At 58.0% G+C, this 22,758-nt stretch carries 19 protein-coding genes; 8 read left to right on the forward strand and 11 right to left on the reverse strand.

Annotation, left to right across the window (positions count from 1 at the left end; all coding sequences use genetic code 11):
* Positions 1-232 precede the first annotated feature (232 nt).
* The 5 genes from RGM3321_RS12905 to RGM3321_RS12925 all read left to right on the forward strand — a co-directional run bounded on the left by RGM3321_RS12905 (position 233) and on the right by RGM3321_RS12925 (position 4,250).
* Entirely contained in the window at positions 233-1,642 is a 1,410-nt protein-coding gene (locus RGM3321_RS12905) for a DUF4329 domain-containing protein (RefSeq protein ID WP_244393348.1), read from the forward strand.
* 206 nt (positions 1,643-1,848) lie between these two features.
* Complete coding sequence (locus tag RGM3321_RS12910; RefSeq protein ID WP_002552635.1) at positions 1,849-2,622, forward strand: FKBP-type peptidyl-prolyl cis-trans isomerase; 774 nt, start codon at positions 1,849-1,851, stop codon at positions 2,620-2,622.
* 365 nt (positions 2,623-2,987) lie between these two features.
* Positions 2,988-3,440, forward strand: coding sequence for a YkvA family protein (locus RGM3321_RS12915; protein WP_002552636.1), 453 nt, complete (start codon positions 2,988-2,990; stop codon positions 3,438-3,440).
* Between the two features lie 100 nt (positions 3,441-3,540).
* Positions 3,541-3,882 (forward strand): helix-turn-helix transcriptional regulator, encoded by a 342-nt coding sequence (locus tag RGM3321_RS12920; RefSeq protein ID WP_244393349.1) that lies wholly within the window; start codon positions 3,541-3,543, stop codon positions 3,880-3,882.
* Positions 3,879-4,250 carry a hypothetical protein gene (locus RGM3321_RS12925; RefSeq protein ID WP_057442012.1) on the forward strand — a complete coding sequence of 124 codons (372 nt, stop codon included), beginning with the start codon at positions 3,879-3,881 and terminating at the stop codon, positions 4,248-4,250. Before RGM3321_RS12920 ends, RGM3321_RS12925 begins: the two co-directional genes overlap by 4 nt.
* Before the next feature lie 135 nt (positions 4,251-4,385).
* Here the strand turns inward: RGM3321_RS12925 and RGM3321_RS12930 are convergent, their stop codons facing one another.
* Positions 4,386-6,158, reverse strand: coding sequence for a bifunctional diguanylate cyclase/phosphodiesterase (locus RGM3321_RS12930; protein WP_244393350.1), 1,773 nt, complete (start codon positions 6,156-6,158; stop codon positions 4,386-4,388).
* 116 nt (positions 6,159-6,274) lie between these two features.
* On the reverse strand, positions 6,275-8,356 hold the full coding sequence (locus RGM3321_RS12935) for a carboxy terminal-processing peptidase (RefSeq protein ID WP_244393351.1): 2,082 nt from the start codon (positions 8,354-8,356) through the stop codon (positions 6,275-6,277).
* A 138-nt stretch (positions 8,357-8,494) separates the two neighbouring features.
* Between RGM3321_RS12935 and RGM3321_RS12940 the strand changes: the two genes are divergently transcribed.
* On the forward strand, positions 8,495-9,457 hold the full coding sequence (locus tag RGM3321_RS12940; protein WP_244393352.1) for an NAD(P)H-quinone oxidoreductase: 963 nt from the start codon (positions 8,495-8,497) through the stop codon (positions 9,455-9,457).
* 19 nt (positions 9,458-9,476) lie between these two features.
* Here the strand turns inward: RGM3321_RS12940 and RGM3321_RS12945 are convergent, their stop codons facing one another.
* The 6 genes from RGM3321_RS12945 to RGM3321_RS12970 form a co-directional block, all read right to left on the reverse strand.
* Positions 9,477-10,130 (reverse strand): HAD family hydrolase, encoded by a 654-nt coding sequence (locus RGM3321_RS12945; protein WP_219171124.1) that lies wholly within the window; start codon positions 10,128-10,130, stop codon positions 9,477-9,479.
* A 110-nt stretch (positions 10,131-10,240) separates the two neighbouring features.
* Positions 10,241-11,230: an ABC transporter ATP-binding protein gene (locus RGM3321_RS12950; protein WP_057402091.1), complete on the reverse strand. Its 990-nt coding sequence runs from the start codon at positions 11,228-11,230 to the stop codon at positions 10,241-10,243.
* 1 nt (position 11,231) lies between these two features.
* On the reverse strand, positions 11,232-12,029 hold the full coding sequence (locus RGM3321_RS12955) for an ABC transporter permease (RefSeq protein ID WP_244393353.1): 798 nt from the start codon (positions 12,027-12,029) through the stop codon (positions 11,232-11,234).
* Positions 12,016-12,858 (reverse strand): ABC transporter permease subunit, encoded by an 843-nt coding sequence (locus tag RGM3321_RS12960; protein WP_244393354.1) that lies wholly within the window; start codon positions 12,856-12,858, stop codon positions 12,016-12,018. The genes RGM3321_RS12955 and RGM3321_RS12960 overlap by 14 nt, the downstream gene beginning before the upstream one ends.
* The gene (locus RGM3321_RS12965; protein WP_058399782.1) at positions 12,855-13,661 is read right to left on the reverse strand and encodes an alkaline phosphatase family protein; all 807 of its coding nucleotides are present in this window, start codon (positions 13,659-13,661) and stop codon (positions 12,855-12,857) included. Before RGM3321_RS12965 ends, RGM3321_RS12960 begins: the two co-directional genes overlap by 4 nt.
* A 78-nt stretch (positions 13,662-13,739) precedes the next feature.
* Complete coding sequence (locus tag RGM3321_RS12970) at positions 13,740-14,807, reverse strand: ABC transporter substrate-binding protein (protein ID WP_219171125.1); 1,068 nt, start codon at positions 14,805-14,807, stop codon at positions 13,740-13,742.
* 354 nt (positions 14,808-15,161) lie between these two features.
* On the opposite strand from RGM3321_RS12970, the gene RGM3321_RS12975 reads away from it, so the two are divergent.
* Positions 15,162-15,884: a UTRA domain-containing protein gene (locus RGM3321_RS12975; RefSeq protein WP_244393355.1), complete on the forward strand. Its 723-nt coding sequence runs from the start codon at positions 15,162-15,164 to the stop codon at positions 15,882-15,884.
* Positions 15,885-16,512: 628 nt separating this feature from the next.
* Here the strand turns inward: RGM3321_RS12975 and RGM3321_RS12980 are convergent.
* Positions 16,513-16,680, reverse strand: coding sequence for a hypothetical protein (locus tag RGM3321_RS12980; protein ID WP_244393356.1), 168 nt, complete (start codon positions 16,678-16,680; stop codon positions 16,513-16,515).
* A 114-nt stretch (positions 16,681-16,794) separates the two neighbouring features.
* On the opposite strand from RGM3321_RS12980, the gene RGM3321_RS12985 reads away from it, so the two are divergent.
* The gene (locus RGM3321_RS12985) at positions 16,795-19,824 is read left to right on the forward strand and encodes an Ice nucleation protein (protein ID WP_244393357.1); all 3,030 of its coding nucleotides are present in this window, start codon (positions 16,795-16,797) and stop codon (positions 19,822-19,824) included.
* Between the two features lie 253 nt (positions 19,825-20,077).
* Here the strand turns inward: RGM3321_RS12985 and RGM3321_RS12990 are convergent, their stop codons facing one another.
* A complete protein-coding gene (locus RGM3321_RS12990) occupies positions 20,078-21,367 on the reverse strand; it encodes a M18 family aminopeptidase (protein WP_122258286.1) in 1,290 nt (429 codons plus the stop codon).
* Between the two features lie 700 nt (positions 21,368-22,067).
* A complete protein-coding gene (locus tag RGM3321_RS12995; protein WP_122258285.1) occupies positions 22,068-22,703 on the reverse strand; it encodes an RluA family pseudouridine synthase in 636 nt (211 codons plus the stop codon).
* Positions 22,704-22,758: the final 55 nt, after the last annotated feature.

The raw sequence follows: 22,758 nt of genomic DNA on the forward strand, positions 1-22,758 counted from the left end.
CACGACAAACTGCATAAGCCCTGATCGCCAGTCGCGGGGATCGAAACAGGGGGTGGGCAGATTCGCCCACGCAGCGGATCGAACCACATCCGGTAACGGTTAAAAATTATCTTTAGTTTCATGTTGCCGGGCGCCGCGGCGTCTACCTGTTGTCATATTCATCTATGTCACCTGCCGCCCTTGGTTTCCTTACGCTAATGACTCAACCAGTCAGGCTTCCAAGGAGCCCCGGATGCACCCCGGAAAAAGAATTGAAAAACGGTCCATTGACCACTATCCCGGCATGCCAGCGTTCAGCGTGCCTTTCGATCATCCAGATGATGCGGCGCGCTATGCCCATGAGCGAATCGGCAACCGGCGTGATCGTGAATACGGCGGCTTTATTCTGGTTCGCAAGGATGGCAAGTACGTTGCGACCGAACCCATGAATGGCAGCCAGTTCAGCTTTGACCCCAACGAAGTCTTTCCACGCAATGAGGCGGAGGGCTATGTGCTCTACCCGCAAGGGCATGACGACTATGCTATTTACCATTCTCACCCGTCACTTCAGGCCGGGCTTGATGAATGGCCGGAGAGTGAAAAGGTTACTTACCCGAACAGTTTTTCGGCGGGCGACATCTATGCAGTGATCGATGATCAGGATATTTGTCCGGCGACCTATCTTTCCGGGCCTGACGGCTCCCTGATTAAATACACATTGTCCCGTTCTGCCGCCGAAAATGCCTTGTTTGCGCGCGTTGCCGATCCGACGAACATGCCGTACCGGAGTGAGCGCAGCCAGATCCACAAGGCGTTGCAGAACCTCACCATGATGCCCAGTGATGTGGTCCGGTTGCTTGCAGGTGCCGGGGACCTTGAAGTGATAGTGCCCAGCCGCCTGTGGGGGAGGGTCGGGAAAGTGTCTACTGACTGGCGTCCTTATCCGGACGATACTGCCACTCGCACGTCTTCTGTAACACCGCCCGCAAGCTGCGCCGTGCAATGGCCACCCAGGCCGCTGAGCCTCAGTGTGCCATTCACCAGTGCCGATGAGGCTGCACGTTACGCGCACGGCCAGATCGGCACTCGCATTCATTCGCAGATCATCGGTTTTCTACTGTTCAACCCGGTAACACGCGCCTACCGGATTGCCGAGCCGATCCTTGAAGACCGTACCCCGGTGTACGCGCCCTGTTCGGCATTTCACCCCGATGCGTACTACCGGCCTGCGTTACCTGATGGCTATCGTGTTGACGGCATGTATTTTTCGTCTGCCAACCTTGTAGCCGACGGCGGGCGTGAAGTAGTGAGCGATTTCTTCGAACCTGACGACCTGCATCGCATGTTCAGTTATCGGTACAAGCCTGCACAGCGGCCCAAAGGCCCGCCGATTCGCTATGGTTTCGAGATGTCGGCAGTTTATTTCTCGACAGCCGATGGTGCACTGCTCGCGTACACACCCAGCCGGTCCGACGAGGAGCTTCAGCTTTTGCGAAGCGTGTCGCGCGTGTACTCGGGGGCTGAGTCCATCCAGGCGCAACTCGCCGCAGGTACGATCAATATGCAGGACTTTGTTCGTAGAGTGGCACGAGCCGGGCAACTGCGCGTGCTGCAGACCAGTGATCGCTGGCCTCATGCAGGGGTGGTCAGCCCCGTGCCTTGAGCCCTTCGCTGCAAACCTGCGCGTTTCCCATGCGAATCAAAAACTGAACTGCAACTGAACAATCCAGTGCCGCGCCGGGAAAACCTTTGGATACCTGAACTTATCGGCGTTTTCTCCCTCTCATGCCGGTAGCCATTGATCGCGGCGGCCTGATAAGCTCGCGGCTTTACTCGTTTGCCCTTTTGGCGCATGAACAAGGAATTAGCATGAAACAGCATCGGTTGGCAGCGGCGATTGCCCTGGTCGGTCTGGTACTCGCAGGTTGTGACAAGCAAGCCAGCACCGTAGAGCTGAAAACTCCGGCACAAAAAGCGTCTTATGGCATCGGTCTGAACATGGGCAAAAGCCTGGCTCAGGAAGGTATGGATGATCTGGATTCCAAGGCTGTGGCCCTGGGTATCGAAGACGCAGTCGGCAAGAAAGATCAGAAACTCAAAGACGAAGAGCTGGTTGAAGCCTTCTCGGCCCTGCAGAAGCGCTCCGAGGAGCGTCTGGCCAAGATGAGCGAAGAGGCTTCGGCCGCCGGCAAGAAATTTCTCGAAGAGAACGGCAAGAAGGACGGCGTGGTCACCACTGCTTCCGGCTTGCAGTATCAAATCATCAAGAAAGCGGATGGCGCTCAGCCAAAGCCTACCGATGTTGTGACTGTTCACTACGAAGGCAAACTGATTGACGGCAAGGTCTTCGACAGTTCCGTTGAACGCGGCAGCCCGATTGACTTGCCTGTAGGCGGCGTTATTCCGGGTTGGGTCGAAGGTCTGCAACTGATGCACGTAGGCGAGAAGATCAAACTCTTCATCCCGAGTGATCTGGCCTACGGCGCGCAGAGCCCGAGCCCGGCTATCCCGGCCAACTCGGTACTGGTGTTCGATCTTGAACTGCTGGGTATCAAGGACCCTGCAGCGGCACCGACTGCTGGTGCTGATGCCGACGAAGAAGAAGAGGCAGCTCCTGCCGCTTCGGCTCCGGCCAAGAAGTAACGCACTACCTGGCTACAGAAAACGCCCTGTCTCGACAGGGCGTTTTTGTGTCCGGCTTATTTCCCGAACGCTTGGCCATTCGGGCAGTCCCACTATCATGGACGCTCGCAGTAGCATTGTCCGACAGTCCGGTAAGGTAACGGCACTCGCTTGAGCGAGGCGCCGGTTTCACACCTTTGTAGCTTTTTTGTGAGTAAAAAACGCCCGATTTGACTGTGGCCCCCCGATAACGGGGAGTTCAGGCATGAAAAAAGCCACTGTTCACAAGGTTATCCACAATTATTGTGGATAACCTTGTGGCACCGGCCAGGCAGGTTCGCCGGATCTGCTTTTATCGAAAGACATTTTGCTGAACGGGAGTGGGTATGAAAGCACCGTGGAATTTTATCCGTTATCTGCCCGGAGCCCGGCGTCTGCTGGCAGCGGGGCGACTGCCAGGGTTGTTGTTTGCTGTTGCGCGCAAGGGCAATAGCGAAGGTAATCGTCTGGGCAAGCTCAAGGACGATCTGCGTTTGCTCCAGGCCCTGTGCCTGGCTTACTGGCGCGGAGAGTACCGAAGCATCAGCCCCAAAGCCATTTTGTCCATTGTCGCGGGCCTGATGTATTTCCTCAGCCCGCTGGACGCTATTCCTGACTGGATTCCAGGCCTGGGAATGTTCGATGACATCGCAGTGCTGGCCTGGGTCACCAAGCACTTGAGCGACGAACTGGATGCTTTTCGCGCATGGCGCGAGCAGCAACCGCCCGAGAAGCTCATCGTGGTCGAGCAGTTGCCCAAGACTCAGGCGCTGTTGGAGAAAGAGCGGGGTAAGGTGTAAGTCTCACGGATGGAACACAAGCCGTAGCGTTACGCTGTTAAGATGCCAGCCTATGAATCAAGCCTGATCAGTATGCGGTCGTGTAGCACAAGGTGACTCTATGGATCTTCAAGTGATATCCCGTGATGGTGAGCCGGAATATGCAGTGCTGCCCTGGGCTCAGTACCAGGCACTGCTCAAGGCTGCCGGGTTGGTAGGCAAGCCGCGCCAGGAACCGGCTGCATCGACTTCCGGCATCGCTGCCGGTGAGCTTCCAGGGTTCGATGAGTTGCGGGCACTGCGCGAGGCTAGAGGCCTTGAAGTGGCCAGCCTGGCCCGTACGGTCGGCATCAGTCCGTCTTATCTGGAGTTGATCGAGAATGGTACTCGTCAGCCCGATGCTGCAATCAGACGCAGCCTGGCATGGGAGCTTGGAGTGCCGGGCTGGCGAGGCGAGTCGTGAGCGTGCGCATCAGCCGTCAGCATTGGGACGGCCTGCTCAATGAGCTCGACCAGGCGCGCCGCCAGCGTCATCTGCTGACCTATCGCGCGTTGGTCGAGCGTTTGCAATTGCCCAGTCCGGCCATGCAGACCCTGACCGCGGCCCTGGAGCATCTGGCCGCCATGGACGCCCGCGCGGAACAGCCTTTGCGCAGCTCGCTGGTGATCAGTCAGGGCGCAAGCCGCCTGCCGCGCCCAGGCTTCTTTGAGTGCGCAGAGCGCCTCGGACGCTTCTCTGGGCCGTCAGATGGCGTCGCCGCCGCTTCGTGGCACGCAGCCGAAGTGGTTCGGGTGTTTGAACACAGCTACCCGGAAGTGGAAGTGCAGTAGAAGAGGTCCCGCCCCGAATCTTCAATGGCTGTATCGACCCCTTCGTGAGCAATGCGGATCGCCGCCCCGGTCACTCCCACAACTGCGAACCTGTGCGAGCTTGCTTGCGAAGTCGCACGTTCACCTCATCTACCCTCACGCTTGCACCAATAAATCCAGCCGCGTCGAATCGATCACATGAATGCTCGCGCCAGCAACGTCCTTGGCGAAATGTTTGGCTTGTGAGGCCAGGTCGGCCAACTGGCTGGCATCGACCAGCGTGCAGCTTTCTTCGTGCAGATGTACTACGCCAATCGACAGTGATAACAACGGGAATTCCTGGCGTTGTCCCTGTCGGTTGAGGGCGACGAAGCAACCGGCTTCCAGATGTTCCGCGCGGTAGAAACGTCGGCATTGATTCTGGAAATCATCCAGCAGGGTTTTCAGGCGCCGCTCCCAGTCCTCAATGCCCAGCACCATCAGAAAATCATCCCCGCCGATGTGTCCGACAAAGTCCCTGCTCGGGTCGATACGGTCGTTCAGGCACTGCGCGAGACACAGCAGCACTTCATCACCACGGGCGTAACCGTAGATGTCGTTGAAAGGCTTGAAGCTGTCAATGTCCACATAGCAGATCACCGATTCGCGGCCCTGTTGCAGGAGACGCGTCAGGCATTGCTGGATCGGAACATTGCCGGGCAGCAGGGTCAGAGGGTTGGCGTAACGTGCCTGCTGGATTTTCATCTCGGTAATCAATTTCAGAACATCGATCACCCGTCCGAGGCCCAGATAGGTACCGTTGGAGGTGATGATGAAATCCTCTTCGATGCGCTGCCGGGCGCGGCTGGTCAACAGTCGGCTGACCTGTTGCAGTGACTGGCTGACTTCCACGGCCAGAAAGTCATCGCTCATCAGGCGGCTGATCGGCTTGCGGGCAAACAGTTCGGTGCCGAAGGGCTTGAGCAGTGCCTCGGACAATGAATGCCGATGGACGATGCCGCAGGGCCTGGCCTCGTCGTCCAGCACGGCCAGCGAGTTGAGGTTGGCCTGCCTGCGAAACGCTTCCAGCACTTCGGCGGTGGGCGTGGACTGGCTCACTGATGGTTGCGGGTTGAGCAGGGCAGAAAGGTCTGCCGCTTCTTCGTTCAGCGACACGCTGGTGGTCTCTGCCTTGGGCAGCATGGCGCGGGTGTCGCGCGGCGGGCGTTCTTGCGGACGCGCAAGCAGATAGCCTTGAACCAGGTTTACGCCCATGTCCTTCAGCGTTGCCAGCTCTTCGGGCAATTCGATGCCTTCGGCAATCACGGTCGCTCTGGAAGCCTTGGCCATCTGCAGCATGGAGCCAACGAACTCGCGCTTCACCGCATCCTGATGAATTCCGTCGATGAAGTGCCGATCGATTTTCACGTAGTCCGGGCGCAGCTCCGACCAGAGTCGCAGGCTTGAATAACCAGCGCCCAGGTCATCCAGCGCGATGGAGAAGCCCATGTCGCGGTAGTGGTGCAGCGCGTTGTACAGCAGGTCGAAATCATCGGTGGGCATCTGCTCGGTCAGTTCGATGACTACATCCTTGGGCGCGATCTGATAACGACGCAGCATTTCCAGGGTGCGACCCGGTGGATGAGATGTTTCGAGCAGCGATTCGGGAGAGACGTTGAGGAACAGCTTGCCCGGCAACTTCTGCTGACTGAAACGCCGGCAGGCGCTGTCACGGCAACTCAGTTCCAGCTCACTCAGGCGGCCTGCCTGTCGAGCGATGGCAAACAGGTTCAGGGGCGAATGCAACGCGCTGTTGGAAGGTCCGCGGGTCAAGGCTTCATAACCCAGAATTCGACGTTCCGATAGCGAAACGATGGGCTGGAACAAGCTGTGCAAATCACCACGAGCCAGAATTGAACTCAGTGTGCTCAACTGTTCGGTTAGGGGCATGGTCGTCTCGAAGAGAATAAAAAGGGCTGAGCGCTTGCGCGTTCAGCCCCGTATTTCACGACAGCTTCATGACTGTTTGATGACGTTGGAACTAAATGGCCATCAATGAGCCTGCCTTATTTTTTTGCCACGGCAGCGCTCAGACCCAGATAGTCGATCAGAATACGCCCGGTCTCTGCCAGGTAGGCATCGTCCTCGGGTTTGGTTTTCTCATCTTCCACTGGCAGCGCGTCTTCATCTTCCTTCTTCAACTCTTTGAGCGGCTCTTCACCCTTGGCCTTGCGGCGGGTGTTTTCCAGTGCAAGCTGCTTGCTTTCGATGGACGCATGTTCGGCACGACGGTCAGCTTCATTGAGGCTGACAGTTTTTTCGTTCATCAGCTTCTTGGCCAGCGCCAGGCGGTCTTCAATGAACACGAACTCGGCGTCTTTCGCCGAGCGCGCTTCATGACGCGCCTGCAGTTGGGCCAGGAAGGGCTTGAACGGATCAATGGCAGGTTTGATCGCCGGTTTGATGCTGTCCCATGGCATAGCCTCGGGCAGGGCGCTCTCGCCGATTTCCTTGGTATCGATCAGCGACGGGTAGGTGATGTCCGGCACTACACCCTGATGCTGGGTGCTCTGACCGGAAACCCGGTAGAACTTGGCCAGGGTCAGCTTCAGTTCGCCATGATTGAGCGGCTGAATGGTCTGCACGGTGCCTTTACCGAAGGTCTGGCCACCGATCACCAGTGCGCGGTGATAATCCTGCATCGCACCAGCGAAAATCTCCGACGCCGAAGCGGACAGACGGTTGACCAGCAAGGCCATAGGGCCTTTGTAGAACGCGCCTTTGGCTTCGTCTTCCAGCACATCGACCTTGCCGTCGGCGTTACGCACCAGCACGGTCGGGCCTTTGTCGATGAACAGACTGGTCAGCTCGGTCGCTTCCTGCAACGAACCGCCACCATTGTTACGCAGGTCCAGTACCACGCCGTCAACCTTCTCGGCCTGCAGCTCGGTAAGCAGTTTCTTCACGTCGCGGGTGGTGCTCTTGTATTCCGGATCGCCAGCACGGTAGGCCTTGAAGTCCAGATAGAACGCAGGGATGTCGATGACCCCGAGTTTGTAGTCCTTGCCATCCTGTTTGAGGTGCAGGATCGACTTCTTGGCAGCCTGTTCTTCGAGTTTCACCGCTTCACGGGTGATGGCGACAATCTTGCTGGTCTGGTCATTCGGCGCATTGCTGGCCGGGATGATCTCCAGACGGACCACGGAACCTTTCGGACCGCGGATCAGCTTGACGACTTCATCCAGACGCCAGCCGATCACGTCGACCATTTCCTTGTCGCCCTGGGCAACGGCCACGATCTTGTCGGCCGGCGCGACCTGCTTGGTCTTGGCCGCAGGGCCTGCCGGGACCAGACGCACGATTTTCACGTTGTCGTTATCGCTCTGCAACACAGCGCCGATGCCTTCCAGCGACAGGCTCATGTTGATGTCGAAGTTTTCCGCGCTGTCAGGTGACAGGTAGTTGGTGTGCGGGTCGTAAGACATGGCGAAGGTGTTGATGTAGGCCTGGAAGATATCTTCGGCGCGAGTCTGGTTCAGACGGGCCTGCTGATTCTTGTAACGCTTGGTCAGGGTTTCCTGGATCTTCGCCGGGTCCTTGCCTGCGATCTTCAGGCGCAGGACTTCATCTTTTATGCGCTTGCGCCACAGCTCGTCGAGCTCGGCAGTGTCCTTGGGCCACGCGGCGTCCTTGCGGTCCACCAGCAGGGTTTCCTTGGCGTTGAAGTCGAGCTTGTCGACGCCCTTGCTCAATTCAGCCAGCGCGAAGTCCAGACGCGCCTTGATGCGGTCCAGGTAGCGCTTGTAGATAGTGAAACCCGGATTCAGGTCGCCACTTTTGAGGAAGTCGTCGAACTGGAACTGCCATTTGTCGAATTCGGCAATGTCGCTGGCCATGAAATAGCTGCGCGAGGGGTCCAGTTGCTTGATGTAGCTCTGGTAAATAATCGCTGAACGCTTGTCGTCCAGGGGCGGCTTGCTGTAGTGATGTCGCTTGAGCAGCTCAACCACGTTGAGACTGGCAATCACTTCGTCGCGGTCCGGCTGAAGATTATCCCAGCTGTTGGCGGCAAAGGTACTGGCTGACATCGGCAAAACACCAAGGCCGACAAACAGTGCGAGGGCAGTGCTGGGGAGTAATTGCTTCATGCTGATTCGACGCGAGGACAATTGATAACGCATATTAGGCCGTCTGTGAGGTCGCCGGTTCCTTCGGACCCGGCCGCATAATGCAAAAGCCCGGGCAAAACAGCCACGGGCTCAGTCTGGACTCACTATGGAGGCACCGTGAAGGCATTGCAAGGCGTTGAAGGACATGTGGAATGGGTCGAGGAGCCGAGTCCGGCCCTTGATGTGGGACAAGTACGTATCAAAGTGGCTGCGGCAGGTTTGAATCGTGCCGATCTGTTACAGCGCGAGGGCAAGTATCCGCCGCCGCCCGGGGTCACTCAGACGCTGGGTCTGGAGTGCTCGGGGGTGGTCGCCGAAGTCGGTCCGGGTACGTCCTGGGTGGTCGGAGACCGCGTCTGCGCGCTATTGGCGGGCGGGGCGATGGCTGAAGAAGTGGTGGTCGACGGGCGACACGTATTACCGGTCCCGGAGGGGCTGTCGCTGCATGAGGCCGCCGCCATCCCTGAGGTGTATGCCACCGCGTGGCTCAACCTGTTTCAGCTGGCAGGCCTCAAGCCGGGTGAAAAGGTGTTGTTGCACGCAGGCGCAAGTGGGGTTGGTTCAGCCGGTATTCAGCTTTGCAAGGCGTTCGGCAACCCGGTCTGGGTCAGCGTCGGTTCGACCGAGCGTCTGGCCTATTGCGTCGAACTTGGCGCGCAGGGGGGCGTGGTACGCAGCGAAAGTCTTGAAGGCCTGAACGATTTTGCACCGTTCAACGTCATCCTCGACCCGGTGGGCGCAAGCTACGCCGAACTCAACGTGAAACTGCTGGCTCTGGACGGTCGCTGGGTGTTGATCGGTATCATGAGCGGGCGCGAGGCGCAGGTGGATCTGGCGCACGTGCTGGGCAAACGTATCCAGCTGATGGGTTCGACCTTGCGCAGTCGCGATGACACATTCAAGGCCGACCTGCTCAGCGACCTTGGCCAGCACGTCTGGCCGCTGTTCACTGAAGGCCGCCTCAAGCCGCAACTGGCAAAATCCTTTGCGATCAAGGATGCCGATGCTGCGTTCGAAGAGCTGGCGACCAACACGGTGTCCGGCAAGATCGTGCTGGTCATCGACGAAAGCCTGGTCTGACTCGTCGGTGCCTCTGGGCTCAGCTCCAGTCGTGCACCGGCCAGCCTGCTTTCTGCGCGTGTTCCAGTAACACGGCATCGGGGTTGACCACGTTAGGGTGGTCAACCTTGAGCAGCAGCGGCAGGTCATTGCGTGAATCCGAGTAGAAGCTCGCCCCCTCAAGGTTTTCCCCTTCGGCGTCCAGCCACTCCATCAGGCGCGTGATCTTGCCTTCTCGATAGGTCAGCACGCCGACCGTGGCACCGCTGTACACGCCATGTTGCACGTCCAGTTCGATACCCAGCACTTCGTCGATCCCCAATCGTTCTGCGATGGGTTTTACCAAGTGCACACCTGACGCCGAGATCACCAGAATCCGGTCGCCTTTGGCGCGATGCTGAGCAATACATTTGCAGGCGTCGCTGTAGATGATCGGCTCGATGACATCCTCAACCCACGGGCCGACCAGATGATCGACTTCTTCCGGCGTACGACCCGCCATAGGCTCCAGGCTGAAGGCCATGAATTCTTCCATTGCCAGCTCGCCTGCGCTGTAGGCGGCCATCAGTTCGTCGTTGCGCTGCATGAACGAGGTTGAGTCGACCCAGCCCAGGCGACCCATCTGCTCGCTCCAGAGCGTGGCACAGTCGCCACCGATCAGGGTCTCGTCCAGGTCGAAAATTGCCAGGGGCATGTGCGTTTCTCCTAAAAGTCTGTTGAATCAGCTGTCAGCTTCACGTCTGGCGTCTTGATCGGCAAGCGCATGGCGTTATCCGTGCAGAACAAATTCAGTTCAGAGCACGGTCAGTTCAGAGCACAGAGCGCCGACGGTTCGATGTTCAGTGTTACACGCCTTCCGTCAGGGTGCAGGTCGTCGGCGCTGCGGTTCAGTACGTCGACCACCAGTTCCACGCCGCGGGCCTGTATCCGGTAGCGGATGACGTTGCCGAGCAGACTGTGACTGCGTACTTCGCCTTCCAGTTCGCCGGTCAGGCTCAATTGGATCGATTCAGGGCGAATCGCAATGCGGCTGGTGATCGGGCGTTGCATCAGGCGTGTGGCGTCTTCGGCTTCCAGCAGGTTGTAGTTGCCAATGAAGCCTGCAGCGAACACGTCAACCGGAGCGGTGTAGAGGGTTTCTGCGTCACCACTCTGCACGATCCGGCCTTCATTCATCAGGAAGATGCGGTCGGACATGGTCAGCGCCTCCTCCTGATCGTGGGTCACGAAGATCGTGGTAAGGCCCAGCTCGCGCTGAATGGCGCGGATCTGTTCACGCAGATTTTTGCGAATTCGCGCATCCAGTGCCGACAGCGGCTCATCGAGCAACAGCAGGCGTGGGCGAGTGACCAGCGAGCGCGCCAGAGCCACGCGCTGGCATTGCCCGCCGGACAACTGATGCGGATAACGCGTGGCAAAGTCGTGCAGCTCGACCATGCGCAGAATATCGGCAACGCGCTTTTCGCTTTCGGACGCACTGACTTTCTGAATCCGCAGCCCGAACGCGACGTTTTGCTCGACGGTCATGTTGGGAAACAGCGCGTAGCTCTGGAACACCATGCCGATGTTGCGTTTTTGTGGCGTGAGCGGCACCAGGTCAGTGCCATCGAGCAGGATGCGCCCGCTATTGACTGGTGTCAGCCCGGCAATGCAGCGCAATAACGTGGACTTGCCGCAGCCGGACGGGCCGAGCAAGGTGACAAACTCGCCTTTCTTGATACTGCAGTTGATGTCGCTGAACACTGACGTGCTGGCATAGCTTTTCTGCAGGTTTTCAATGCTGACAAAACTCATTTCAGTCTTTGTCCTTGTTCAGTCGATTGGCGGCCCAGGTCAGCACCAGCACGAAGAGGAAATAGGAAATCACCAGCGCGCTGTTGAAGTGACCGCTGCTGTTGCGCATGTTGTTCAGGTACACCTGCAGGGTTTCATAGCGGGTGCCGACCAGCAGGTTGGCGAACACGAACTCACCGAACAGGAAGGAGAATGACAGCAGCAGCGCGATCATCAGGCCCTTACGCAGGTTAGGCAGCACGACCATGAACGCTGCTTGCCAGGTACTCGCCCCAAGCAATTGGGCCGCGTCCATCAGGTCCGTCAGGTTGATGGCCTGCAGGTTATTGGTGATGGCGCGGTACATGAAAGGCAGGGCAACAGTGAAATAGCAGCCGATCAGAATCCATGGCGTGCCGACCATGGCCATGGGGCCGGAGCCATAGAGTTGCAGCAGGCCTACCGACGAGACCACGGGAGGCACGGCGAACGGCAGCAGGATAAGGATGTTCATCAGCCCGTCGAGGCGCGGGAAGTAGTAATGCACGACAAACAGCAGCGGCAGAATCAGCACCACCGAGAGTATCAACGCGCCGACGCATACCAGTAGTGACTGGCCGAACGCCGCCAGAAAGCGCGGATCGCTCCACAGCGCCACGTACCACTTGAAGGTCAGGCCACTGGGCAGAATGGTCGCCGACCAACTGGTGGAAATCGAGTACAGAAAGGTCCCGGCCAGCGGCAGCAACAGGATCAGGAACAGCAGGTAAACCACGGTTTTATGGTAAATGCCCGCGGACCTTCGTTCAGCGCGCGACATGGTAGCTCCTCTTCAACAGCCACTGATGGACGACTGTGACCAGAGTCATGAGGCCGACCAGAATCATCGCCAGAGCGCTGGCCATGTTCGGGTCCAGAGTGATATCGCCTGCCACCATCGCGGCAATGCGGATCGGCAGCACGTTGAAATTGCCGGTGGTCAGGGCGTACACCGTGGCATACGCGCCCAGCGCGTTGGCCAGCAGAATCACGAACGTACCGAGCAGCGCAGGGGTCAGGACCGGCAGGCCGATATAGCGCCAGAATTGATAACTGCTGGCACCCAATAGCGCCGCCGACTCGTTCCAGTCCTCGCGCACAGCGTCAAATGCCGGGTAGAGCAGCAGCACGCCAAGCGGAATCTGGAAGTAGGTGTAGAGGATGATCAGTCCGGCCTTGGAGTACAGGTTGAAGTCATCGATGATCCCGGTCTGCTTGAGGATCAGGGTCAATGCGCCGTTGAAGCCCAGCAGAATGATGAACGCGAACGCCAATGGAACACCGGCAAAGTTGCTGGTCATGTTAGCGAACGAGTTGACGAAATCGCGCAGCCGCGAGTCTACCTTGCGCAGCGAATAGGCACCCAGTACGGAGATGATGATGCCGAACAGGCTCGACCAGAAGCTGATCTCCAGGCTGTACTGGATCGCCTGCCGATAGAACTTCGAGCTGAACGCTTTGCTGAAGTTTTCCCAGCCCCAACCGGCGTCACTTTGCAGGCTGTGGATCGCCACCCAGAGCAGTGGCGCAATCTGAAACACAATGAAGAATACGGCAAAGGGCACCAGGCACAACAGCCCCAGCCCCTTGCCTCGGGAAAATCGGGTCAATTGAGAATCTCCCGGCAGACCGGTTTGTCGTGATGTACGCCGAGCAGCTCGCAGATGGTGCCGCACAGGTCGGTCTGGCGTGGCGCTGCATCGACATTCAGGCTGAACGCATCACCCAGCACGAACAGCGGCACTTCACGTTCTTCCGGCAGCAGACCGTTGTGCGAGCGGTCGTTGTTCATGCCGTGGTCGGCGGTCACCAGCACTTGATAGCCCGCGTCCAGCCAGCGTTGCAGGTAGTCAGCCAGAATGATGTCGGCATTGCGTGCGGTGTTGCGATATTGCGCAGTGTCGAGGCCATGCTTATGCCCGGCGTCGTCGATGTTCATGGGGTGAATCAGCAGAAAGTTCGGTGCATGTTTCAGGCGCAGGCTTTCAGCGTCGGCGAACAGGTGCGAGTCCGGGTAGTGATCGGCCCAGTAAAACAGCCCGTGCTGAATAGGGAGTTCCGTTGCTTCGGTATGACGATCTCGTGCCGTGTCGAACGGCGTGCGGTTATACAGCTCGCTGAACCAGTGATAGGCCGCCGCTGCAGTGGTCAGCCCTGCGTCGCGAGCGTAGTGAAAGACGCTGCGCTGGTTAGACAGGCGTGAAACGTTGTTGTGCACGATGCCGCTGTCGATAGGCGCGACCCCGGTCAATATGCATTCGTACAGGGGGCGGGAGAGGGCGGGTAGCGCGCATTCCAGCTTGTAGAGCGCGGCGCGGCCAGCATCATGCCAGGCTTGAAGATGGCCCATTGCGTGGCGGGCCACGTCGTAGTTGAGGCCATCGAGCACGATCAGGATGACGTTGTGTTTCATGGGCGACTCGCTTTGAAAGAACGGGCGAGTCTGGCTCGCCCGATGTACACGACTTCATCCCTGAGCCGCAGGAGAGAATCAGTTCATCTCGATAATGACCTGCTCGTTCCACTTCTGAGGCAGCGCTTTGGAGGTTTTTTCCCAGGCAGCTGCGTCTTTGATCGGCTTGGCATTGAGGTATTGCTCATGCGGCAACAACTGGGCTTTCACGTCGTCTGGCAGCTTGATGTGTTCGACGCGAATCGGACGTGCATTGCCTTTGGCCAGGTTGATCTGACCAGCATCGCTGAAGGTGTATTCACGCGCCAGTTTGGCAGCGTTCGGGTGCTTGGCGTATTTGTTGATGATGGTGGTGTAGCCGGAAACCACCGAGCCGTCCGAAGGGATCAGCACCACGTAGTCATCCGGTTTGGCCATCTTGGCTTTGTAGTTGAGACCGTTGAAGTCCCAGACCACGCCGACTTCGATTTCGCCTTTTTCGATGGTTTGAATGGTCGGGTTGGCCAGCGACAGGCGCTTCTGCTTGGCCAGGTCGGTGAACAGTGCCAGGCCTGGCTCGATGTTGCTTTCGTCGCCTTTCATGGCAATGGCTGCGGCCAGTACGCCATTGGTTGCTTGTGCAGCAGTGCTCACATCACCAATGGAAACCTTGTATTTGCCGGTTTTCAGGTCGGCCCAGCTTTTCGGTATTTCAGAGCCGTGCAACAGGTTCTTGTTGACGATAAAGGCGATGGTGCCGGTGTAGGCAAGCGCCCAGTGGCCGTCCTTGTCCTTGGCCCATTCCGGAATCTGCTCCCAGGTGGTTGGCTTGTAAGGCTGGGTCACGCCTTTGGCAACGGCGATAGGGCCGAACGCGGCACCCACGTCGCCAATGTCACCGCTGGCGTTGTCCTTCTCCGCATCGAATTTGGCGATCTCCTGGGCCGAACTCATGTCGGTGTCCATGTGCTTGAGGCCGTATTTGGTTTCCAGGTCTTTCCAGATGCCACCCCAGTTAGCCCAGTCATCCGGCATGCCGAGACTATTGACCGCGCCTTCAGCCTTGGCCGCAGCCTCCAGCGTTTTAAGGTCCGTGTCCGCAGCCATGGCCAGCGAACTCATCGCCATGGCTGAACCGAGGAGTGATGCCAACAATAGATGTTTCATTCGGAGCTCCTAGTGCGCTTCTTGCAAGAAGTGTTCGTTGCGGATTGTTTGGTCTAGATCAGCAATACCTGAGCCAAGTTAGGCTTTTTGCATGACATTTTCGTGTCGTGTTCAGTGGCAGAAGCTGTTTTTAACGTGGTTCGGCAGTGCCTGGAGCTAAGCGTAGACCATGGGAACGTGCTTGCTTTTCAACGGTTCAAGGCCTTTTTTTAGAGCAGTTGGCATGGATCGTGTTTTCTCATGTCACAGAATGGTCATGCGCCCGGCCTAGGCTTGAAGCAACGGAGTTAACGGCGTCGGTTGCACTGATGTGTGCCCCGCAACAGAGCTGGTCTAGTCCAGATGGATACCGGAATGCGCGAAGATGTGCCACGGGCGGTAACAACGATTTGCAGTGCTCTGCAAGAGCAGATCGAACATGGCTTGTTGCCGCATGGCAGCAAGCTGCCTGCGGAACGCAAGCTTAGCGAGGTGTTTGCTACCACCCGTATCACATTGCGTGAGGCTCTCGTGCAACTGGAGGCGCAAGGGCTTATTTACCGCGAAGAGCGTCGCGGCTGGTTCATTTCCCCGCCACGACTGGCGTATGACTTGATTCGGCGCAGCCATTTTCACGCAATGGTCTGCGCGCAGGGAAGAGTGGCTCACACTCAGCTGCTGTCGGCGCGCCTGCAACCGGCTTCGGCGATGATCTGCGAAATGCTCGAACTGCCCGCACTGTCGAGCGTGATTCAGATCTGCCGCGCCCGGCGTATCGATCAGCGGCTGGTGCTCTATGTCGAGCATTACCTGAGGCCGGAATTATTCCCCGGCATCCTCGATCACGACCTGAACGAGTCACTCACCGAGCTTTACGCCCGCTGTTATGACCTGCATTACGGACAAGTGCATTTCGATATGGTCCCCACGGCACTGCATGCCGACGCTGCAGCCGCCTTGAAGGTTTCCCTGGGCAGCCCCGGCCTGCGTATTGCGCGAATCAACTATGACCAGCGCGATCGACTGATTGATTGTGATCTTGAATACTGGCGTCATGATGCTATTCATGTGCGCGCCAATGTGCGGGGCAATTTTTAGTTAAGTGCGGCGCTTCAAAAACTTCGGGAATGCGGCAAGTTTCAGTAAATTAATATCGGTGCATTCAGCGCGTTTTTAGTTGTGAGTGCCAGCCAGTAAGGCGTGACCTCCCTGGTCATTGAAAAACCTTGGCTGTGCAGGCTGCTCAGGCCGAGTACGTGCGCGCAGACGTCCGGCTTATTTAAAAATTTAATGAGAAAGTGACTTTAAGTCCCAGGGGGGCGAGCGTAACTTAAAAAGATTTTGCGCTGAGAAAGTTAAGGTTTTTTATTCCGGTTGTCGAAAATAATTATTAAAAATTCATATTGATTAATATTTGTTAGTTGGGTGTGATACGTTTTTAGAGCGTCGTTGCGCGTAGTCGGTGAGTAAGTTGCCTGGCGCAGTTTCGCGTGTTGAATGTGAAGGTTGACACCGTAGCTGGCCGTTGACGATTAAATTGATGAGTGCGGCTACTTTCATTTAAAGGACCTATGAGGGCGCTGTAATGAATCTCGAAAAAGCGTTGGTATTACGGACATGTGCAAATAACATGGCCGATCACTGTGGTTTGGTATGGCCTGTCTCAGGGGCCGTTGAGTGCAGGCATTGGCAACCCACAAAAGCACATGAAAATGGACTGGCAGGTTTATTGTGGGGTGTTGGAACCAGCGCCTTTTTGAGTGTGCATGCCGATGCGCGATGGGTTGTCTGTGAAGTAGCCGTTGCCGACCTCATTGCGTTGCCCGAGAGCGGAATGGTGAAATTCCAGCGTGCGCAAGTCGTTCATGTCGGTGACAAAAACAGTGCTGCACATTACCTCTTGACGCACCGGGCCAGTTACTCATCTACAAGTTCCCCTGCGACAGTCGAGGTTCGTCCGGCCAGTGGCGAGCTTGTTGTCAGTCATGAAGTATTTGACGTGGCATCAGTGAGTGCTCCTGTCGGCGCGGAGGGCAGTCTTCCTGCCGTCACCACGCAAACGCTGCAGACAGCGACCTACGGCAGCACGTTGATCGGCGACAGCCACAGCCAGCTCGTCGCGGGTTACGGCAGCACCGAAACGGCGGGAAGCCATAGTGATCTGACCGCTGGATACGGCAGCACCGGCACGGCAGGGTCCGACAGCTCGCTGACTGCCGGTTACGGCAGTACGCAAACTTCCGGGAGTGACAGCTCGCTCAGGGCTGGTTATGGCAGTACACAGACCGCTCAGGAAGGCAGCCATCTTACTGCCGGCTATGGCAGCACCGGCACCGCAGGCGCGGATAGCTCATTGATCGCAGGTTACGGCAGCACGCAAACCGCAGGCGGCGATAGCGCACTGACAGCGGGCTACGGCAGCACCCAGACCGCGCAGGAAGGCAGCAACCTGACGGCTGGGTACGGCAGCACCGGCACAGCAGGCTCCGATAGTTCGCTGATTGCCGGTTACGGCAGCACACAAACGTCAGGAGGGGATAGCGCACTGACGGCGGGCTACGGCAGCACTCAGACCGCGCAGGAAGGCAGCAACCTGACGGCTGGGTACGGCAGCACCGGCACAGCAGGCTCCGATAGTTCGCTGATTGCCGGTTACGGCAGTACGCAAACCTCAGGCGGCGATAGCGCACTGACGGCGGGCTACGGCAGTACGCAAACCGCACAGGAAGGCAGCAACCTGACCGCCGGGTACGGCAGCACCGGCACAGCGGGTTCTGACAGCTCGTTGATTGCCGGTTACGGCAGTACGCAGACATCAGGAAGTGACAGCGCACTGACTGCGGGCTACGGCAGTACGCAAACCGCACAGGAGGGCAGCAACCTGACCGCCGGGTACGGCAGCACTGGCACGGCAGGTTCCGACAGCTCGTTGATTGCCGGTTACGGCAGTACGCAGACATCAGGAAGTGACAGCGCACTGACTGCGGGCTATGGCAGTACCCAAACCGCACAGGAAGGCAGCAACCTGACCGCTGGGTACGGTAGTACCGGTACCGCAGGTTCTGACAGCTCGCTGATCGCCGGATATGGCAGCACGCAAACCTCGGGCAGCGGCAGTTCGCTCACAGCAGGCTACGGCAGCACCCAGACTGCCCGTGAAGGCAGCACCCTGACGGCAGGATATGGAAGTACCGGGACAGCCGGTGCCGACAGCTCGCTGATTGCCGGTTACGGCAGCACACAAACGGCCGGTGCTGACAGTAACCTTACCGCTGGCTATGGAAGCACGGGCACCGCAGGTCATGAGAGCTTCATTATTGCGGGTTATGGAAGTACGCAGACAGCAGGCCACAAAAGTATTCTGACCGCTGGCTACGGGAGCACTCAGACTGCCAGGGACGGTAGCGACCTGATCGCGGGCTATGGCAGTACTGGAACAGCAGGTTCGGGCAGTTCGCTGATCGCAGGGTATGGCAGCACCCAGACCGCGAGTTACAGAAGCATGCTGACCGCCGGTTATGGAAGTACTCAGACGGCCAGAGAATACAGCGACCTTATCGCAGGTTATGGCAGCACTTCAACGGCAGGATCAAACAGTTCGCTTATCGCCGGATATGGAAGCACCCAAACGGCGAGCTTCAAAAGCATATTGACTGCCGGTTATGGCAGTACCCAGACGGCACAGGAACGCAGTGACCTGGTGACAGGTTACGGAAGCACGTCAACTGCGGGTTACTCAAGCTCCCTGATTGCTGGTTACGGAAGTACGCAGACGGCAGGCTACGAGAGCACGTTGACCGCCGGTTACGGCAGTACGCAAACCGCGCAGGACAGCAGCTCGCTGACCACCGGCTACGGAAGTACTTCCACCGCAGGCTATGCGAGTTCGCTGATCGCGGGTTATGGCAGCACGCAGACGGCAGGTTATGAGAGCACGTTGACTGCGGGTTACGGCAGTACGCAAACGGCGCAGGAACGCAGTGACCTGGTTACAGGTTACGGAAGCACTTCCACCGCAGGCTATGCAAGTTCGCTGATCGCCGGTTACGGCAGCACGCAGACGGCAGGCTACGAGAGCACGTTGACAGCCGGTTATGGCAGTACGCAAACCGCGCAGGAAAAAAGCTCGCTCACCACCGGCTACGGAAGTACTTCCACCGCCGGCTATGAGAGTTCGCTGATCGCGGGCTATGGCAGTACGCAGACGGCAGGCTATAAAAGTACGCTCACGGCAGGTTATGGCAGTACCCAGACTGCCGAGCATGGAAGTTCATTGACGGCGGGGTATGGCAGTACGGCAACGGCCGGGCAGGACAGCTCATTGATCGCCGGTTATGGCAGTTCCCTGACCAGCGGAATCCGAAGTTTTCTGACGGCAGGTTACGGCAGTACGCTGATCGCCGGGCTTCGCAGTGTGTTGATTGCCGGTTATGGCAGCAGTCTCACATCGGGCATTCGCAGCACATTGACTGCGGGCTACGGCAGTAACCAGATCGCAAGTTATGGCAGTTCGTTGATTGCGGGTCATGAAAGTATTCAGGTGGCCGGGCACAAAAGCATGCTTATCGCCGGCAAGGGCAGTTCGCAGACCGCAGGTTTTCGCAGCACGCTGATAGCCGGTGCAGGCAGCGTACAGCTTGCAGGTGACCGCAGCAGACTTATCGCCGGTGCAGACAGTAATCAGACCGCGGGGGACCGCAGCAAGCTACTGGCCGGTAACAACAGTTACCTCACCGCTGGCGACAGAAGCAAATTGACCGGCGGGCATGACTGCACGTTGATGGCGGGAGACCAAAGCAGATTGACCGCCGGAAAGAACAGTGTGTTGACAGCAGGCGCTCGTAGCAAGCTTATTGGCAGTGAAGGTTCCACGTTATCGGCAGGAGAAGACTCCACGCTTGTTTTCAGGCTCTGGGATGGTAAGCGGTACAGACAACTGGTGGCCAGGACGGGAGAAAACGGTGTTGAAGCCGACATTCCGTATTACGTGAACGACGATGACGATATCGTCAATAAAACCGACGAGGACGATGCCTGAGCCACGTAACCGGGTTATTCGTACTGAATCATCGACAGGGTACGTCGGTGCGGTTCGGGACATGAAGTCCCTTTATAAACGAATCAACGGTGTACTGCCCAAAGGTGCCGAGGGTAAAACCGATAAAGCCTGCGTTGTTTTTTATGTGTAAGCCGCGAAACTTTATTTTCTTCAATCAGGGTTTTTTACCGGGCGTCAGGACTGTTACGCGGGAGCAGCACGCCGCTCCCACGAGAATCAATCATTGCAGATGTTATGGCAGCTCGTGGCTGGCATAGAACGCGCTCAGTACTTTGACCAGATGCGCCAGGTCATGACTGCCGGCCAGTTCGCGAATCGAATGCATGGCGAACGTCGGCAGGCCGATGTCTACCGTGCGGATACCCAAATGGCTGGCGGTGATTGGCCCGATAGTCGAGCCGCAAGCCATGTCGCTGCGCACCACGAAACTCTGCACCGGTACTTCTTCAGCCATGCACAGATGGCGGAAGAAACCGGCTGTTTCACTGTTGGTGGCGTAGCGCTGGTTGCTGTTGACCTTGATTACCGGCCCGGCGTTGAGCTTGGGACCATGATTGGCGTCATGTTTTTCGGCGTAGTTGGGGTGTATGCCGTGGGCGTTGTCGGCCGATATCAGCAGCGATTTCTGAATGGTTCGTACGTAGTCTTCGCTGCTTGGTAGCAGGCGCTGGACGATCTGTTCAAGCATTGCGCCGTCTGCGCCACAGGTCGACGAAGAACCGACTTCTTCATGATCGGTGCACACCAGTAGAGCGGTTTCGTCACTTTCGCTGTTCAGCAGCGCTTGCATCCCGGCATAACACGACAGCAGGTTGTCCAGGCGTGCGCCTGCCAGGAAGTCCCCATTGAGGCCGACAACGGCGGCACTCTGTGTGTCATAGAAGCTCAGCTCGTAATCGAGCACCACGTCCGCATTCAGCCCGTGTTCGCGGGCCAGTTGATCAGTCAGAAGCGCACGGAAGTCCGCGCGTTCGTCGCCAGCCACTTGCGCGAGGATTGGCGGCAGTTCGTTTTGCGCATTGATCGCCCAACCTTCATTGGCAGTGCGGTTTAAGTGGATGGCCAGATTGGGAATCACGGCAATCGGCAGCTTGAAGTCGATCAACTGACTTTCAACCTTGCCATCGCGGCGGAAGGTGACGCGACCTGCCAGCGACAGATCACGGTCAAACCACGGTGCCAGCAGCGCGCCGCCGTAGACTTCGACGCCCAGTTGCCAGAAGCCCTGGCGCTGCAATTCCGGTTGCGGTTTGACCCGCAGGCACGGGCTGTCCGTGTGTGCGCCAACCATGCGAATCCCGCCGGTGAGTGGCGACTGGCGGCCCATGCGGAAGGCGACGATAGAAGAGTCATTACGGGTGACGAAGTAACGACCTCCAGTTTCTATTGCCCAGGTATCACGTTCATCCAGCCGTTGAAAACCCGCAGCTTCGAAGTGTTGCACGAGGGTGGCGGTGGCGTGGAACGGGGTGGGAGAAGCCTTCAGAAAATCGATGAGGCCTTTGTTCAACTCTGCGCGCATAAATAGCTCCAGACAGCAATGGCGCGAGTTTACCGCATTGGCTCAGTCGTTGCCGCTGCCACAGAAACGCTTTTCGACCGCGAAGGAGCCCGACGAAGTTGAGCCGGAAACCGGAGCCAAGGGCCTTGCTCGCTTTGGTCCCTCAAAGTGAGTCGCCGAGGGGCGAAAAGGTAACTTGAGCTGAACGCTAATCCACCTGAAGTCGCAGAACCGCTGTGTGACGCGAAGCGTAACGAACTGCATGCCTACGCGGAGCGCAGGCACGATAGTCTAAGCTGACGCACAGCGCCGAGAGTAAAAGCGCTTTTCAACCGCGGTGGCACTGACGACGCAGAGTGCGACGTTAGTGACGGCTGAGTCCTGGCGCTGATCCGGGGGTAGCCTGGCAGGACGCCAGGCTAGCCGCATCGGGCCATGGATGGCCCGTTGCGGCTAGCCCCGGATCAGTGACAGGGCGAAGGAACCCGACGAAGTCGGGCCGGAAACAGGAGCGGGGGGCTTTGGTTACTTTGGCCCCATCAAAGTAACTCGCCGAGGGGCGAAAAGGTGACCTGAGTCGACCCTAAATCCACCTGAAGTCGCAGAACCGCTGTGTGACGCGGAGCGTCACGAACGGCATTACCACGCGGAGCGTGGGAACGATAGTCAGAGCAGCTGTATGACGCGGAGCATCTGCACGATAGCCAGCGTGTCATTCAGATCAGAACGGCGCGGGGCACTCGAAGGTCAACCGCTCGCCGGTGCCCGGATGAGTAAAGCTCAGCATGCTCGCATGCAGGCACAGGCGCGGGTACGCCGCCAGCGCTTCGGGATGGGCATACAGACCATCGCCCAGCAGCGGATGACCGATCGACAGCATGTGCACCCGCAGTTGGTGCGAGCGACCGGTAATAGGGGTAAGTTCGACCCGACAGTGGGTGTCGTGGCGTTCGACGACCTTCCAGAATGTCAGCGCGTGCTTGCCTGCCTCGTGGTCCACCACATGCCGGGGCTTGGTGGGCGGATCGTAGCGTAAAGGCAGGTCGATACTGCCGCTGTCCAGCGACGGTTGACCCCAGCACAGTGCGGTGTAGGCTTTTTCGGTTTCGCGATCATGAAACTGCCGCGACAGTTCGCGATGCGTGTCTGCATCGCGGGCCAGCAGGATGATGCCCGACGTTTCCCAGTCCAGACGATGGACGATGCGGGCTTCGGGGAAGCCGTTTTCCTGCAGACGGGTAATCAGGCAATCCTTGTTGTCATCGGCGCGGCCGGGGACGGAAAGCAGCAGGGTAGGCTTATCTATTACCAGAACGGCTGCGTCCTGATAAATGATGCGGATGTTCGACAACGGCATGCAACGGCCTCGAAACGCTAGGAACGCCAACGGCGGTAAGGGCGCAGCTTCCTGA

Origin of the sequence: Pseudomonas sp. RGM 3321 (assembly GCF_022836805.1) — a bacterium.
GTDB lineage: Bacteria > Pseudomonadota > Gammaproteobacteria > Pseudomonadales > Pseudomonadaceae > Aquipseudomonas.

Bases quoted from the DNA above. Each gene is read 5' to 3' on its own strand.
- RGM3321_RS12965 (WP_058399782.1), bottom strand. From the start codon at position 13,661: ATGAAACACAACGTCATCCTGATCGTGCTCGATGGCCTCAACTACGAC.
- RGM3321_RS12980 (WP_244393356.1), bottom strand. From the start codon at position 16,680: ATGTGCAGCACTGTTTTTGTCACCGACATGAACGACTTGCGCACGCTG.
- RGM3321_RS12905 (WP_244393348.1), top strand. From the start codon at position 233: ATGCACCCCGGAAAAAGAATTGAAAAACGGTCCATTGACCACTATCCC.
- RGM3321_RS12975 (WP_244393355.1), top strand. From the start codon at position 15,162: ATGCGCGAAGATGTGCCACGGGCGGTAACAACGATTTGCAGTGCTCTG.
- RGM3321_RS12955 (WP_244393353.1), bottom strand. From the start codon at position 12,029: ATGTCGCGCGCTGAACGAAGGTCCGCGGGCATTTACCATAAAACCGTG.
- RGM3321_RS12950 (WP_057402091.1), bottom strand. From the start codon at position 11,230: ATGAGTTTTGTCAGCATTGAAAACCTGCAGAAAAGCTATGCCAGCACG.
- RGM3321_RS12970 (WP_219171125.1), bottom strand. From the start codon at position 14,807: ATGAAACATCTATTGTTGGCATCACTCCTCGGTTCAGCCATGGCGATG.
- RGM3321_RS12920 (WP_244393349.1), top strand. From the start codon at position 3,541: ATGGATCTTCAAGTGATATCCCGTGATGGTGAGCCGGAATATGCAGTG.
- RGM3321_RS12995 (WP_122258285.1), bottom strand. From the start codon at position 22,703: ATGCCGTTGTCGAACATCCGCATCATTTATCAGGACGCAGCCGTTCTG.
- RGM3321_RS12910 (WP_002552635.1), top strand. From the start codon at position 1,849: ATGAAACAGCATCGGTTGGCAGCGGCGATTGCCCTGGTCGGTCTGGTA.
- RGM3321_RS12935 (WP_244393351.1), bottom strand. From the start codon at position 8,356: ATGAAGCAATTACTCCCCAGCACTGCCCTCGCACTGTTTGTCGGCCTT.
- RGM3321_RS12930 (WP_244393350.1), bottom strand. From the start codon at position 6,158: ATGCCCCTAACCGAACAGTTGAGCACACTGAGTTCAATTCTGGCTCGT.
- RGM3321_RS12915 (WP_002552636.1), top strand. From the start codon at position 2,988: ATGAAAGCACCGTGGAATTTTATCCGTTATCTGCCCGGAGCCCGGCGT.
- RGM3321_RS12990 (WP_122258286.1), bottom strand. From the start codon at position 21,367: ATGCGCGCAGAGTTGAACAAAGGCCTCATCGATTTTCTGAAGGCTTCT.
- RGM3321_RS12945 (WP_219171124.1), bottom strand. From the start codon at position 10,130: ATGCCCCTGGCAATTTTCGACCTGGACGAGACCCTGATCGGTGGCGAC.